This is a genomic window from Caulobacter sp. UC70_42 (genome assembly GCF_044056025.1).
GTDB lineage: Bacteria > Pseudomonadota > Alphaproteobacteria > Caulobacterales > Caulobacteraceae > Caulobacter.
The window spans coordinates 2,514,318-2,526,607 of record NZ_CP171994.1 but is presented as its reverse complement, the minus strand read 5'-3'; the positions used below and the strand labels follow the sequence as shown (position 1 = coordinate 2,526,607).

The window sequence follows — 12,290 nt, the reverse complement described above, 5'->3', positions numbered from 1 at the left end:
CCCGAAGGGATGCCGCGTTTCGCGGTGTCCTACCAGCCCCCCAAATCACCAGCCCCAGCGACGCGGGATCGGCGAGTCGGCGCGACGCTCGGCCATCACCTTCAGGGCCAGCGGGCGGTCGACGACGAACAGGGCCAGCCAGACCAGCAGCACGCCGGCATAGTGGATGGCGCCGAGAACGCCGCCCGGACGGCCCGGACGCACGAAGCGGGCCCGACGGGCGAACGGCTGGGTCATGGCGAAGTCGGTCATGTCTTTTCCCCGGTCCGATGAGGGGCCTCATCTGATGACGACGACCTTGGCCTGGCCTTGCGCCAGAATCGGACGTATGCAGCCAGGCTTCGGTCGACCGCGTTTCGCCGAAGGACTTCGAAAGGACCGACCCCATGGCCAAGACCGTCAGCATCAACATCCCCCACCAGCTCGGCGCGGCCGAGGCCAAGCGCCGCCTGGAGCAAGGCCTGGCGCAGCTGGCCGGCCAGATCCCCGGCGGCGACGCCAAGGGCTTCACCCAGAGCTGGGCCGGCGACGTGCTGAACTTCTCGGCCGTGGCCATGGGCTCGACCATCACCGGCGTCGTCCAGGTGCTGGAGGACCACGCCCGCCTCGACATCAGCCTTCCCGGTCTGCTGGGCATGGCCGCCGGCAAGATCAAGGACGAGCTGTCGCGGCGTGGGCAGTTGCTGCTGAAATAGGCTAGACCATCGCCACTTCGACGGCGTCCAGGCGGGCCGGATCGCCGGCGACGAAGATCTCGACGATCCGGCCGTTTTCGACGCGGAAGTCGAGCACGCGGGTCAGCTGGCCCAGCGGCGCCACCACAGCGCCGATCGCGCCGTCGACCAGGGCCGTGCGGGCGGTCTGGGCCAGGCCGTTGTAGAAATTGGCCACCTTCTCGGCGCCGCGCAGCTCGCGGACCTGACCGCCGCCGCCCAGGACGTCGGAGCGGACCACCACGTTCGGCGCCAGCACGGCCATCAATCCCGCCAGGTCACCGGTGCGCGAGGCCAGCAGGAAGGCGTCGACCACGCTCTTCTGCGCGGTCTGAGCCGCGTCCAACGACGCCTCGCCGCCGCGCACCCGGCGACGGGCGCGACTGGCCAGCTGGCGGGCGGCGTCGGGCGTGCGCTCGACGATCGAAGCGATCTGCTCGAACGGCATGTCGAACAGGTCGTGCAGCACGAAGGCGATGCGCTCGGCGGGGCTCAGGGCCTTCAGCACCACCAGCAGGGCCAGCCCCACGGAGTCGGCCAGGATCGTCTCGCGCTCGACCGCGTCCTCGCCGCTGACCGAGGGCTCGATCCCGCCATCCAGCGCGTCCTCGCGACGGGATTTTCTCGACCGCAACATGTCCAGGCAGACGCGCGAGGTGACCGTGGTCAGCCAGGCCGACAGATCGTCGACGCCGTCGGCTCCCGACCGTGACAACCGCAGCCAGGCCTCCTGCACGGCGTCCTCGGCCTCGGGCAGCGAGCCCAGCATCCGGTAGGCCACGCCGCGCAGACGCGCCCGATCAGCCTCGAAACGGTCGGCCAGGACATTTTCTTGCGGCATCGGTCACATCGCTCCGTCGGGCTTCGTCACCTCTTCGACGAACGCAAGCCGTCGGATGTGACCGGCGGCGTCGCCAAACCGCAAGGAGCAAGACCGATGCAAGCCCGCCAAATGAACGCCAGGATGCCCCAGCCCGCTCACCTGCTGCCCGACGCCATGAAGGCGATGATGGCGCTGTCCAGGTCCGCCCATGTCGAGGGCGTGCCGGAAACCCTGCACGAACTGCTGCACCTGCGCGTCAGCCAGATCAACGGCTGCGGCGTCTGCCTGGAGATGCACGCCCGCGGCGCCCTCAAGTCCGGCCAGAGCCCCGAACGCGTGGCCACCGTCGCCGGCTGGCGCGACACGCCCTACTTCACCGAGGCCGAACGCGCCGCCCTGGCCCTGGCCGAAGCCGTGACCCGCGTCGCCGACAAGGCCGACCCGGTGTCCGACGAGGTCTGGGACGAGGCCGCTCGTCACTATGACGAAAAGGCGCTGGCGGGCCTGCTGATCAGCATCTCGGCGATCAATGTCTGGAACCGCCTGAACGCGGCCACGCGTCAGGTGGCCGGGTCGCTGGGGGTGTCAGCCCCCAGCCCCTTAGAGCCGCCGCGAGTCGAAGTCGTGGCGGCCCAGGCTCTCGAAGCGGCCTTCCTCGGCCTTGTTGATATATTGCGAGGCGACCAGCCAGCTCTTCACCGGGCGCAGGGTCGCCAGGCAGCCGATGATCAGGGCCGGGAACACCGTCACCAGATGCACCCACAGCGGCGGGTGGTAGGCCACCTCGACCCAGGCGAAGATGCCGATCACCACGATGCCGATGCCGCTCATCACGAAGAAGGCGGGGCCGTCGGCCGGGTCGGCGAAGCTGTAGTCCAGGCCGCAGCGGTCGCACTTCGGCGCCAGCTTCAGGAAGCCGCCGAACAGCTTGCCCTCGCCGCACCGCGGACAACAGCACTTGAAGCCGGCCTCGATGGGGGTCGGCGAGTTCGTAAACTTCATAGTCGGCCATCGGAGGCCCCTTCCTACAATCGCAGGATTGTTCCATACATTGCGCGATCAATGTATGGATATCGAGCCATGTCCGCAACTAAGGGATCACCGAATCCGGCCGCCGCATGGTTGCGCCGCATCGAGACCCTGGATGGTCCCGCCTATCGCCGCCTCGCCACGGCGCTCGAGCAGGCCGTGGCCGAGGGCGAGCTGCAGGCCGGCGACCAGATCCCGGCCCAGCGCGAGGTCGCCCGGCTGGTCGGGATCGACTTCACCACGGTGACCCGCGCCTACGCCCTGGCCCGCGAGCGGGGGCTGATCGAGGGGACCGCCGGGGCGCGGCACCTTCATCCGCTCCCGCGCGGTCGAGGACGAGGCGGGGCTGGTCGACCTGTCGATGAACCTGCCGCCGCCGCCGGCGGGACTGAACCTTGGCGCTCTGCTGCGCGAGGCGACCGGCGCGATCCTGGCCCGCACCGATCCGGCGACCTTGATGGCCTATCACCCGGGCGCGGGCTCCCTGGCCCAGCGCGCGGCCGGCGCGGCCTGGCTGGCTCCAAGCCTCGGCGAGGTCGATCCCGCGCGGGTGATCGTCGCCAGCGGCGCCCAGACGGCGTTGTCGGCCCTGCTGGACCATCTGACGAGGCCGGGGGACACGATCCTGGCCGAGGCCTTCGCCTATCCGGGCCTGCTGGCCACCGCCGCCCGGCGCGGCCTGAGCGTCGTGGCCTGCCCGATGGACGCCGAGGGGCTGGAGTTCCGAAGCTCTGGATCGGCTGATCGCCCGGCATCGCCCGCGCCTGCTGTGCTGCACCCCGACCTTCCAGAACCCGACGGTGGCGACCATGGGCCTGGCGCGGCGCGAGGCGGTCGTGGCGATCGCCCGCGCGGCCGGCGTGACCATCCTCGAGGACGACGCCTATGGCCTCTTGCCGACCGCGCCCCTCCCCGCTCTCGCCGCCCTGTGGCCCGAGGGCGTGTTCCATGTCGCCACCACCGCCAAGGCGCTCTCGCCCGGCCTGCGCCTGGCCTATATCGTCGCGCCACCGGGGCAGGCGGAAGGCGCGGCCCAGGCCCTCCACGCCATCGCCCAGATGCCCGCGCCGCTGATGGCGGCCGTGGTGACCCACTGGATCCGCGACGGCGTCGCGACCCGCATCCTGGAGGGCGTGCGCGAGGAAGCCGTCGCCCGCCGCGCCCTCGCGGCCGAGCTGCTGCCGGCGGCGCTGGGCGGGCCCGAGAGCTTGCACGTCTGGCTGCCCGGCGCGACCGCGACGCCGGCCGCCAGAGATCGCGGCCTGGCGCTGGTGGGGGGCCGAGGCCTTTCGGGCGCCGGGCGCGGTCGGCGAGGGTCTGCGGGTCTCGCTCGGCGCCGCGGCCAAGCGGGCGACCTTGAGCCGGGCGCTGACGGAGCTGGAAGCCCTGACTAGTCGGTGATCCCACCGCGCCGGAACGCGTCCGCCAGCTGATCGATCAGCGCGCGCACCGACGGCGGCAGACCGCGCCGCGTGGTGAAGACCACGTGGACGATGCCGACCCGGCTGCTCCAGTCGGGGAACACCCGCACCAGCCGCCCGGCTTCCAGCAGGTCGCGGCAAGCGTGATCCGGCAGGAAGGCCACGCCCAGGCCGGCGGCGGCGGCGTCGCGCAGGGCCCCGAAGTCGCCGCAGGTCATGCGCGGCGTGTGCTTGACCGTCCGCGCCTCGCCGTCGGCGTCGAGTAAGCTCCCATTCCAGCTCTCCGATCTGGTCGGTGGGGCTGAGGGTCGGCAGGTCCGCCAGCGCCGCCAGCGGTTGACCCGCACAGCGCATGGCCAGCTTCGGATCGGCCACCAGGATGCGGGTCGAGCGGCCCAGGGTGCGCAGGGTCAGGGCGGCGTCGGTGTCCGGCGTCAGGCGCACGCGGATGGCCAGGTCGATCCGCTCGGCGATCAGGTCCACGGGCCGGTCGACGGCCACGATCTGCAGCCGCACCTTCGGATAGCGCGCCATATAGGCCTGGAAGGTCGGCGACAGCGCCTCGACCAGACCGACCGGACAGCTGCAGCGCACCAGCCCATGCGGCTCGCTCAGCGCCTCGGCGACCACGGCGTCGGCCTGCTGGGCGTCGAGCATCAGCAGGCGGCAGCGCTCGTGGAAGGCCTGGCCGACCTCGGTCACCCGGAAGCGGCGGGTCGAGCGCTCGATCAGCCGCACGCCCAGCCGCGCCTCGAGGGCGGAGATCCGACGGCTGAGGGTCGACTTCGGCTGGCGCAGCGCCCGCCCCGCCGCCGCGAAGCCGCCGTGCGCCACCACCTCGGCGAACAGAACATAATCGTTGAGGTCGACGGCCATGGATTGTCTCACCAATGGAACGCTGAAGGCCGATTTACCCGTCTACTCCGCTTTTCGTCCCGATCACATGTTGTTTTCACCGACGGACGAGCCGCCGGCTCAACAAGGATGAAGACGATGAACAAGACTTTCGAGGGCAAGGTGGTCGTGGTCACCGGCGGGGCCAGCGGCATCGGCCTGGCCACGGCCAAGCGCTTTTCCGAGCTCGGCGCCGCGGTTTACGTGACCGGCCGCCGCGAGGCCGAACTGGCCGCCGCCGTGAAGGCGATCGGCGGCGACGTGACCGGCGTGCAGGGCGACGCCTCCAAGCTGGCCGATCTCGACACGCTGTACGACACCGTCCAGCGGCGCCACGCCCATATCGACGTGCTGGTGCCCAACGCCGGCGGCGGGTCGATGCTGCCGCTGGGCGCGATCACCGAAGAGCACTACGAGGACACTTTCGGCCGCAACGTGAAGGGCGTGATCTTCACCGTGCAGAAGGCCCTGCCCCTGCTGCGCGACGGCGGCGCGATCGTGCTGATCGGATCGACGGCGGGGTCGGACGGCACGCCGGCCTTCAGCGTCTACGGCGCCAGCAAGGCCGCGGTGCGCAACCTGGCGCGCGGCTGGACGAACGACCTCAAGGACCGTCAGATCCGCGTCAATGTCGTCTCGCCCGGGCCGATCAAGACGCCGGGCCTGGTCGAGCTGGCCGGCCCGGACGCCGCCGCTCAGCAAGGGCTGCTGGATTTCATGGCCAGCCAGATCCCCCTGGGCCGCGTCGGCGACCCGGCCGAGATCGCCAAGGCCGTGACCTTCCTGGCGTCCAGCGACGCCTCGTTCATCGCCGGCGCCGAGCTGTTCGTCGACGGCGGCATGACCCAGGTCTGAGGAGACTTCAGATGACCATCGAACAACTGCTGACCCGCAACCTGCACGAGGTGTTCGGCGAGGGCGATCCGGCCCGCCGCCGGGCCGCGATCGACGAACTCTACGCCGAGGACGCGGTATTCTACGGCCCGGATGGCGAGGGTCACCACGGCCGCGAGGCGATCGACAGGATCGCCGGCGTCATCCGAGCCTCGCACCCGACCTTCGCCTATACCGAGACCTCGCCCGCCCAGGCCAGCCATGACGCCGGTCGACTGTCGTGGGTCTCGGGTCCGGTCGGCGAGCCGCCGCGCTATGCCGGCCACGACTTCATCCTGGTCCGCGACGGCCGGATCGCGGTGATCTACGTCTTCCTCGACGGCGAGGACAAATAGCCGACAGAGGGCGGCGTCTGGCCTCAGAACTCGGCGTCGTCCTCGGCGTCTTCGCCTTCGCCCTCGCCGCCCATGGCGTTCTCGAGGCTGTCGATGATGTCGTCCATCTGGTCGGGGGTGATCGAGACGTAGAGCGACTCGCCGCCGATGGCCGAGACCAGCAGGCGGTAGCCGTCGTCGGTCTCCTGCAGGCTGAACGATTGGAGCGGCAGGAGCTGGGCCATGGGGGATCCTTCCCGAAAGAGCGAGGCGCTCACTTAGAGGCCCCGGCCGGCGACTTCAACGCCCGCTACTTGAGCGCGCCCCTGCGCAGCATGGCCACATGGGTGGCGATCAGCGTCTCGCGCTCGATCCAGGGGAATTCCGGCCGGGCGATCAGCAGCGAGACCAGGCCGTGCAGCCCGGCCCACAGCGACTGGGTCGCGGCCATGGGGTCGTCGCCGGCCATCAGCCCGCTGGCGTGCAGTTCAGCAACCATCTCGACGAAAACCTGGAAGACCTCCTTGCCGGCGGCCATCGGCTTCCCGCCGGTCTTTTCCAGAAATGAGCCGTCGACGCTCTTCTCCAGCATGAAGGCCACCCGGTAGGCGTCGGGATGGTCGAGACCGAAGTCGATATAGACCCTCAGGCAGCGATCGAAATTCTCGGTGGTCGGGGTGTAGCCGACACGCGCGTCGGCCATCCGCTGGCCCAGGATCGCGAAGGCCCGCACGCACAGCTCGGCGGCGATATCGTCCTTGGTGGTGAAATAGGCGTAGAGGGCCGGCTGCGAAATGCCGGCGATCTCGGCGATCTGGCGGGTCGAGACCGCGTGGACGCCCTTCTCGGCGAACAGGCTCTGGGCGGCGTTCGAGGATTTCCTCGCGGCGCTCGGCGCCATGGCCCTTGGGTTTACGCGGGGAACGCGTTTGGGGAGACTTCATCGACGGTCGTTGACCACTGCTATCCAAGCTTGACAAGCCCTCGCTATCGATCACTGATAACTTATCATCGATCGATTTGGAACAGCTTATGTGGCGAACACCGCTCCCTCCCCTGGCGGCGCTGCTGATGACGACGGCGCTGGCGGCCTGTGACGGCAAGGCCAGGACCGAGGCGACGACGCCGCCGACTCCGGTCGAGGCCGCCCGCGTCGCCGCCCCCCGGCGCGGCCGGTTCGGTGACGGGAGCCGGTACGCTGGAGCGTCGCCGCGAGATGGCGCTGTCCTTCCGCATCCCCGGCGTGCTGACGGCCATGAAGGTCGAGGCCGGCGACCGCGTCTCGGCCGGCCAGCTGGTCGCCGCCATCGACCCGGCCGGGGTCGACGCTCGTCAGCAGCAGACCATGGCCGACCTGGAGCGCGCCCGCCGCGACATCGAGCGCGACAAGACCCTGTTCGAGAAGGGCTATGTCAGCCGCCAGCGCATCGACGACCGCCAGAGCGCGCTGAAAGCCGCCCAGGCCGCCTATGACGCCGCCCGCTTCGACCGCCGCTGGGCCAGCCTGGTCTCGCCGGCCTCAGGCGTGGTTCTGGAGCGCCGCGCCCAGGCGGGCGAGGTCGTCGCCGCCGGCCAGGTGGTGGCGCGGATCGCCGACCTTTCCAGCCCGCTGGTCCTGCGCCTGCCGCTCTCCGCACGAGAAGCCGCGCGGGTCCGGGTCGGCGACGCGGCTCAGGTGAGGGTCGAGGACGCGCAGGCCAGTGGGACCGAGCAGAGCCTATCCGGCCGCGTCACCCGCGTCGGCGAGGCCGCCGACACCCGCACCGGCGCGATCAGCATCGAGATCGAGCTCTCCGCCCCGCCCGCCGCCCTGCGCAGCGGCCAGGTCGCCCACGCCACGCTGTCGGTCCGCACCGCGCCGGGCGCCACGACCGCCTTTGCCCGCATCCCCGCCGAGGCGGTGCTGGAGGCCAACGGCCAGCGCGCCTTCGTCTATCGGTTCGACCACGGCAAGGCCCGGCGCATGGCCGTCGGCTTCGGCGGCTTCGACGGCGACGACGCCCTGGTCTCGGGCCTGCCGGACGGCGCCCAGGTGATCACGGCCGGGGCCGGCTTCGTGGCCGACGGCGAGGCCGTGCGGGTCATCGACCCCAAGCGTCTCGACGCCTCCAGGGGTCAGTAAGCCGTGAAGTTCGATCTCGCGACCTTCGCCGTCCGTCGCTGGCAGTTCACCCTGGTCGCCTTCGGCCTGCTGATCATGCTGGGGATCAACGCCTTCAACAACGTGCCGCGCTCGGAAGACCCGCACTTCCCGACGCCGATCGTCATCGTTCGAGCGGTCCTGCCCGGCGCCGAGCCTTCGGAGATCGAGCAGCTGATCGTCGACCCGATCGAGGACGCCGTCGACGGCCTCGATGACATCGACAAGGTCGAGTCGACCGCCGTGGACGGCTCGGCCATCATCCGGGTCCACTTCACCTGGGACGTCGACACCGAGCGCAAGTTCGACCAGGTGGTGCGCGAGGTGAACGCCATCCGCGGCAACCTGCCGGCCGGCGTCCAGCGGCTGGAGATCGAGCGGATCCGCACCACCGAGGTGTCGATCGTCCAGGTCGCCCTCACCTCCGACATCCTGCCGATGCGCCGCCTGGAGAAGACCGCCGACCGGCTGCGCGAGCGGCTGGACCGAGTGCCGGGCGTGCGCGAGGCCAAGTACTGGGGCGCGCCGCCTTCGGAGGTTCAGGTCACCCTGGACCTGGCCCGCCTGTCGGCCCTGAAGCTGCCGCCCACCGCCGTCGTCGACGCCCTGAAAGCGGCCGGCGCCGAGGCGCCGATCGGCGCGGTCCAGGCGGGGGAGCGCCGCTTCAACGTCAAGTCCGGCGGGGCCTTCCACGACCTGGCGACGATCGGCGACACGCCGGTCCGCTCGCTGGGCGGCCAGGTGACCCGCGTGCGCGACGTCGCCCAGGTGGCCTGGGCCCAGGCCGAGCCGACGCATCTGACCCGCTTCAATGGCAAGCGCGCCGTCTTCCTGACCGTCAACCAGAAGGACGGCCAAGACGTCGCCAAGATCACCAAGGGCGTGCAGCGGGTGCTGGACGACTACGAGAAGACCCTGCCCGCCGGGGTGAAGATGGAGCGCGGCTTCGTCCAGGCCGAGAACGTCAAGCACCGGCTGAACAACCTGTTCCGCGACTTCGGCATCGCCCTGTGCCTGGTGCTGATCACCCTGCTGCCGCTGGGGCCACGGGCGGGCCTGGTGGTGATGGTGTCGATCCCGCTATCGCTGCTGATCGGCCTGACCATGCTGCAGGCGCTGGGCTTCACCCTGAACCAGCTGTCGATCGCCGGCTTCGTGCTGGCCCTGGGCCTGCTGGTCGACGACAGCATCGTCATCACCGAGAACATCGCCCGCCGGGTGCGCGAGGGCGAGGACCGGGTCGACGCGGCGATCAACGGCACCCGCCAGATCAGCCTGGCGGTGCTGGGCTGCACGGCGACGCTGATGCTGGCCTTCCTGCCGCTGATGGCCCTGCCGGCCGGCTCGGGGGCCTATATCAAGTCGCTGCCGGTGACGGTGCTGTGCACCATCGCCGCCTCGCTCTTCGTGTCGATGACCATCATCCCGTTCCTGGCCAGCCGCCTGCTGGACAAGCACTCCGATCCCGAGGGCAACGCCCTGCTGCGGGCGGTCAACAACGGCATCCATCGCTTCTATCGGCCTGTGCTGCACCGCGCCCTGGCCCGGCCGTGGGTGGCCATGGCCATCCTGCTGGCCATCTGCCTGACCACCTTCCCGCTGGTGAAACTGGTCGGCTCGTCGCTGTTCCCGGCCGCCGAGACGCCGCAGTTCCTGATCCGCATCGAGACGCCCGACGGGACGTCCCTGGCCCGCACCGACCAGGTGCTGCGCTATGTCGAGCAGCGCGTCCGCGCCGAGCCGGACGTCATCTGGGAAGCCGCCAACCTTGGCCGCGGCAACCCGCAGATCTTCTACAACAAGAGCCAGCGCGAGAGCGCCACGACCTTCGCCGAGGTGTTCGTCAGCCTCAAGCGCTGGGAGCCGGGCCGTAGCGAGCAGGTGCTGGACCGCCTGCGCAAGGCCTTCGCCGACTATCCCGGCGCGCGGATCAGCGTGCAGACCTTCGAGAACGGCCCGCCGATCGACGCGCCGGTCGCCGTGCGCGTCACGGGGCAGAACCTCGAGGTGCTGAAGGCCCTGGCCGCCCGGGCCGAGGCGATCCTGAAGGCCACGCCCGGAACCCGCGACGTCACCAACCCCGTCCGCCTGGACCGCACCGACCTCGACCTCGGCGTCGACGAGGCCAAGGCCGCCGCCCTGGGCGTCCAGGCCGGCGCCACGCGGCGCATCGCCCGCCTGGCCCTGTCCGGCGAGGAAACCGCCCGCTTCCGCGACCCGGACGGCGACGACTACGCGGTCAAGGTGCGGCTGCCGATGGCCCAGGCCGACGGCGCGGCGCGCAATCCGCTCTCGGCCCTGAAGGGGGTCTATGTCCCGACCGCCGACGGCCTGGCCGCGCCGCTGGACGCCATCGCCACCCCCCGCCTGAAGTCCAGCCCCTCGCGCATCGACCGCTTCGACCGCGAGCGGACCGTGACCGTCAGCGCCTGGGTCCGCACCGGCTTCCTGGCCTCGGGCGTGACCCAGGACGCCCTGGCCCGGCTGAACAAGGACCTGCCGCTGCCGCCGGGCTATCGCCTGTCGCTGGGCGGCGAGGCCGAGGCCGCGTCGGAAAGCTTCGCCGGCCTTGGCGCGGCGGTGCTGGTGGCGGTGTTCGGGATCCTGGCCGTGCTGGTCCTGGAGTTCCAGAAGTTCAAGACCGCCCTGGTCGTGGCCGGCATCATCCCGTTCGGGGTGTTCGGCGCGGTGCTGGCCCTGGCCCTGACCGGCTATTCGCTGTCGTTCACCGCCACGATCGGCGTGATCGCCCTGATCGGCATCGAGATCAAGAACTCGATCCTGCTGGTCGACTTCACCGAACAGCTGCGCCGCGAGGGCATGAACCTGCACGACGCCATCGAGAAGGCCGGCGAGGTCCGCTTCCTGCCGGTGCTGCTGACCTCGGTGACGGCTATCGGCGGGCTGCTGCCGCTGGCCCTGGAGCGGTCGGGCCTCTACTCGCCCCTGGCCATCGCCATCATCGGCGGGCTGATCACCTCGACGCTGCTGAGCCGGGTGGCGACGCCGGTGATGTACTGGCTGACGGCGCGGGGCAAGGCGGAGGGGGCTTAGGAGCTCAGCACAGCATCCCTGGCTTACGCGAGAGCTTGCCATTCGCGGCCACTCGCGGCGTCGATCCAAATGTCGCGCTCACGCGCTGGTGACTTCAGGCTCTAGATACCGGCATGCGCAATCACTTCGTCCCTCAATTCCTCCAGCGTCCATGGACCGACAGCAGCGGCGAGCTTCAGGTCTTCCGGATGAAGTCCGGACGGTTCGAGACATACCGGCAGGTGCCGAAGGGCAACGGCTACTTGGAAGACATGCTGTCGCTTACGCGCGACAAAGTCGCCGGCATGGACAAACACGCCATCGAGAAGGTTGTGCTTCAGTCAGTAGATAATGACGCGAGCAAGGTGCGAGACAAGCTAGAGGCTGGACAACTCGGTGTGCTGACCATCGAGGAACGGTCCGCGTGGGTGCGCTTCATCATGTCTCTACAACTGCGCCAGCCAAGCACCGTCTTGTATCTGAGGAGCGAGTCAGAAGCTTTGCTGAGGAAATCCTTGGCCGAGCAGCCTGATGAATACGATGCCATCGCCATGCCGGGGGCACCGGCCACGCTGGAGGAGTGGACGGAAAAGCACTTCCCCGGCGCGATTGAGAACTTCGGCCTTTCGTTCTTCCATGAGCTGCTCAACGACCAGGGCATAGGCAATAAATTGTTGCGACTGCGCTGGTGGGTCTGGGATTTTAGCGTGTGCAGACATCACCTACTACTCGCCGACTGTCCCTGCACCTTCGCCGGCGGTATCGACAATCCCAATCTCGCAGTGATTTTGCCGATTTCGCCCACAAAGGCGTTCATGGCCACGCGTGGAGAGTTAACTGCGGACGCACTACGGAAAGCCGATCCAAAACTGCTGCTGGGCCGACTGAACGATGCAAGTACGAAGCAGGCGACTGAGCGTGTCTTCGCGCGAGATGCCTCGCCTCGTCGGTTTATCGAGAACCGGTGGCCAGCGGCTACTGCGTAGCCGATAGGAACGTGAGCGGCATGGCACCTAACCAGAGGCCCGC

The 12,290-nt window shown here is 69.7% G+C and carries 10 protein-coding genes and 5 pseudogenes; 8 read left to right on the top strand and 7 right to left on the bottom strand.

What is annotated here, in order from left to right:
• Positions 1–45 precede the first annotated feature (45 nt).
• Positions 46–252, bottom strand: a complete 207-nt coding sequence (didA, locus tag ACHMW8_RS12725) for a DNA damage-induced SOS-independent cell division inhibitor A (protein WP_125155948.1) — start codon at positions 250–252, stop codon at positions 46–48.
• Positions 253–386: 134 nt separating this feature from the next.
• Here didA and ACHMW8_RS12720 point away from each other — a divergent pair, with 134 nt between their 5' ends.
• Entirely contained in the window at positions 387–695 is a 309-nt protein-coding gene (locus tag ACHMW8_RS12720) for a polyhydroxyalkanoic acid system family protein (protein WP_125155947.1), read from the top strand.
• 1 nt (position 696) lies between these two features.
• Here the strand turns inward: ACHMW8_RS12720 and ACHMW8_RS12715 are convergent, their stop codons facing one another.
• Positions 697–1,554, bottom strand: coding sequence for a sigma-70 family RNA polymerase sigma factor (locus ACHMW8_RS12715; protein ID WP_395445738.1), 858 nt, complete (start codon positions 1,552–1,554; stop codon positions 697–699).
• A 96-nt stretch (positions 1,555–1,650) separates the two neighbouring features.
• Between ACHMW8_RS12715 and ACHMW8_RS12710 the strand changes: the two are divergent.
• Positions 1,651–1,890: pseudogene (locus ACHMW8_RS12710) on the top strand (carboxymuconolactone decarboxylase family protein); the annotation flags it as partial.
• 246 nt (positions 1,891–2,136) lie between these two features.
• Here the strand turns inward: ACHMW8_RS12710 and ACHMW8_RS12705 are convergent.
• On the bottom strand, positions 2,137–2,538 hold the full coding sequence (locus tag ACHMW8_RS12705) for a DUF983 domain-containing protein (RefSeq protein ID WP_395445966.1): 402 nt from the start codon (positions 2,536–2,538) through the stop codon (positions 2,137–2,139).
• Positions 2,539–2,598: 60 nt separating this feature from the next.
• Between ACHMW8_RS12705 and ACHMW8_RS12700 the strand changes: the two are divergent.
• Positions 2,599–3,966, top strand: a pseudogene (locus ACHMW8_RS12700) (PLP-dependent aminotransferase family protein).
• Here the strand turns inward: ACHMW8_RS12700 and ACHMW8_RS12695 are convergent.
• Together ACHMW8_RS12695 and ACHMW8_RS12690 are read right to left on the bottom strand one after the other, a co-directional pair.
• Entirely contained in the window at positions 3,956–4,333 is a 378-nt protein-coding gene (locus tag ACHMW8_RS12695; RefSeq protein ID WP_395445737.1) for a LysR substrate-binding domain-containing protein, read from the bottom strand. The pseudogene ACHMW8_RS12700 and the gene ACHMW8_RS12695 overlap by 11 nt on opposite strands.
• Positions 4,334–4,730: 397 nt before the next feature.
• A pseudogene (locus tag ACHMW8_RS12690) lies at positions 4,731–4,862 on the bottom strand (LysR family transcriptional regulator); the annotation flags it as partial.
• A gap of 108 nt (positions 4,863–4,970) precedes the next feature.
• Here ACHMW8_RS12690 and ACHMW8_RS12685 point away from each other — a divergent pair.
• Both ACHMW8_RS12685 and ACHMW8_RS12680 read left to right on the top strand, forming a co-directional pair.
• Complete coding sequence (locus ACHMW8_RS12685) at positions 4,971–5,735, top strand: SDR family NAD(P)-dependent oxidoreductase (RefSeq protein WP_395445965.1); 765 nt, start codon at positions 4,971–4,973, stop codon at positions 5,733–5,735.
• An 11-nt stretch (positions 5,736–5,746) separates the two neighbouring features.
• A complete protein-coding gene (locus tag ACHMW8_RS12680) occupies positions 5,747–6,109 on the top strand; it encodes a nuclear transport factor 2 family protein (protein ID WP_125155941.1) in 363 nt (120 codons plus the stop codon).
• A gap of 23 nt (positions 6,110–6,132) precedes the next feature.
• On the opposite strand, the gene ACHMW8_RS12675 is transcribed toward ACHMW8_RS12680, so the two are convergent.
• Together ACHMW8_RS12675 and ACHMW8_RS12670 are read right to left on the bottom strand one after the other, a co-directional pair.
• Positions 6,133–6,333, bottom strand: a complete 201-nt coding sequence (locus ACHMW8_RS12675) for a hypothetical protein (RefSeq protein ID WP_395445736.1) — start codon at positions 6,331–6,333, stop codon at positions 6,133–6,135.
• 65 nt (positions 6,334–6,398) lie between these two features.
• Positions 6,399–7,032: pseudogene (locus tag ACHMW8_RS12670) on the bottom strand (TetR/AcrR family transcriptional regulator).
• 76 nt (positions 7,033–7,108) lie between these two features.
• On the opposite strand from ACHMW8_RS12670, the pseudogene ACHMW8_RS12665 reads away from it, so the two are divergent.
• From ACHMW8_RS12665 to ACHMW8_RS12655, 3 genes and pseudogenes are all read left to right on the top strand, one after another.
• Positions 7,109–8,210: pseudogene (locus ACHMW8_RS12665) on the top strand (efflux RND transporter periplasmic adaptor subunit).
• A gap of 3 nt (positions 8,211–8,213) precedes the next feature.
• Positions 8,214–11,282: an efflux RND transporter permease subunit gene (locus ACHMW8_RS12660; RefSeq protein ID WP_395445735.1), complete on the top strand. Its 3,069-nt coding sequence runs from the start codon at positions 8,214–8,216 to the stop codon at positions 11,280–11,282.
• 113 nt (positions 11,283–11,395) lie between these two features.
• The gene (locus ACHMW8_RS12655; RefSeq protein ID WP_125155936.1) at positions 11,396–12,247 is read left to right on the top strand and encodes a DUF4238 domain-containing protein; all 852 of its coding nucleotides are present in this window, start codon (positions 11,396–11,398) and stop codon (positions 12,245–12,247) included.
• Positions 12,248–12,290: the final 43 nt, after the last annotated feature.

What these genes read in the sequence shown, in the direction of transcription:
- didA (WP_125155948.1), bottom strand. Translation starts at nt 252, where the DNA reads ATGACCGACTTCGCCATGACCCAGCCGTTCGCCCGTCGGGCCCGCTTC.
- ACHMW8_RS12720 (WP_125155947.1), top strand. Translation starts at nt 387, where the DNA reads ATGGCCAAGACCGTCAGCATCAACATCCCCCACCAGCTCGGCGCGGCC.
- ACHMW8_RS12715 (WP_395445738.1), bottom strand. Translation starts at nt 1,554, where the DNA reads ATGCCGCAAGAAAATGTCCTGGCCGACCGTTTCGAGGCTGATCGGGCG.
- ACHMW8_RS12705 (WP_395445966.1), bottom strand. Translation starts at nt 2,538, where the DNA reads ATGAAGTTTACGAACTCGCCGACCCCCATCGAGGCCGGCTTCAAGTGC.
- ACHMW8_RS12685 (WP_395445965.1), top strand. Translation starts at nt 4,971, where the DNA reads ATGAAGACGATGAACAAGACTTTCGAGGGCAAGGTGGTCGTGGTCACC.
- ACHMW8_RS12680 (WP_125155941.1), top strand. Translation starts at nt 5,747, where the DNA reads ATGACCATCGAACAACTGCTGACCCGCAACCTGCACGAGGTGTTCGGC.
- ACHMW8_RS12675 (WP_395445736.1), bottom strand. Translation starts at nt 6,333, where the DNA reads ATGGCCCAGCTCCTGCCGCTCCAATCGTTCAGCCTGCAGGAGACCGAC.
- ACHMW8_RS12655 (WP_125155936.1), top strand. Translation starts at nt 11,396, where the DNA reads ATGCGCAATCACTTCGTCCCTCAATTCCTCCAGCGTCCATGGACCGAC.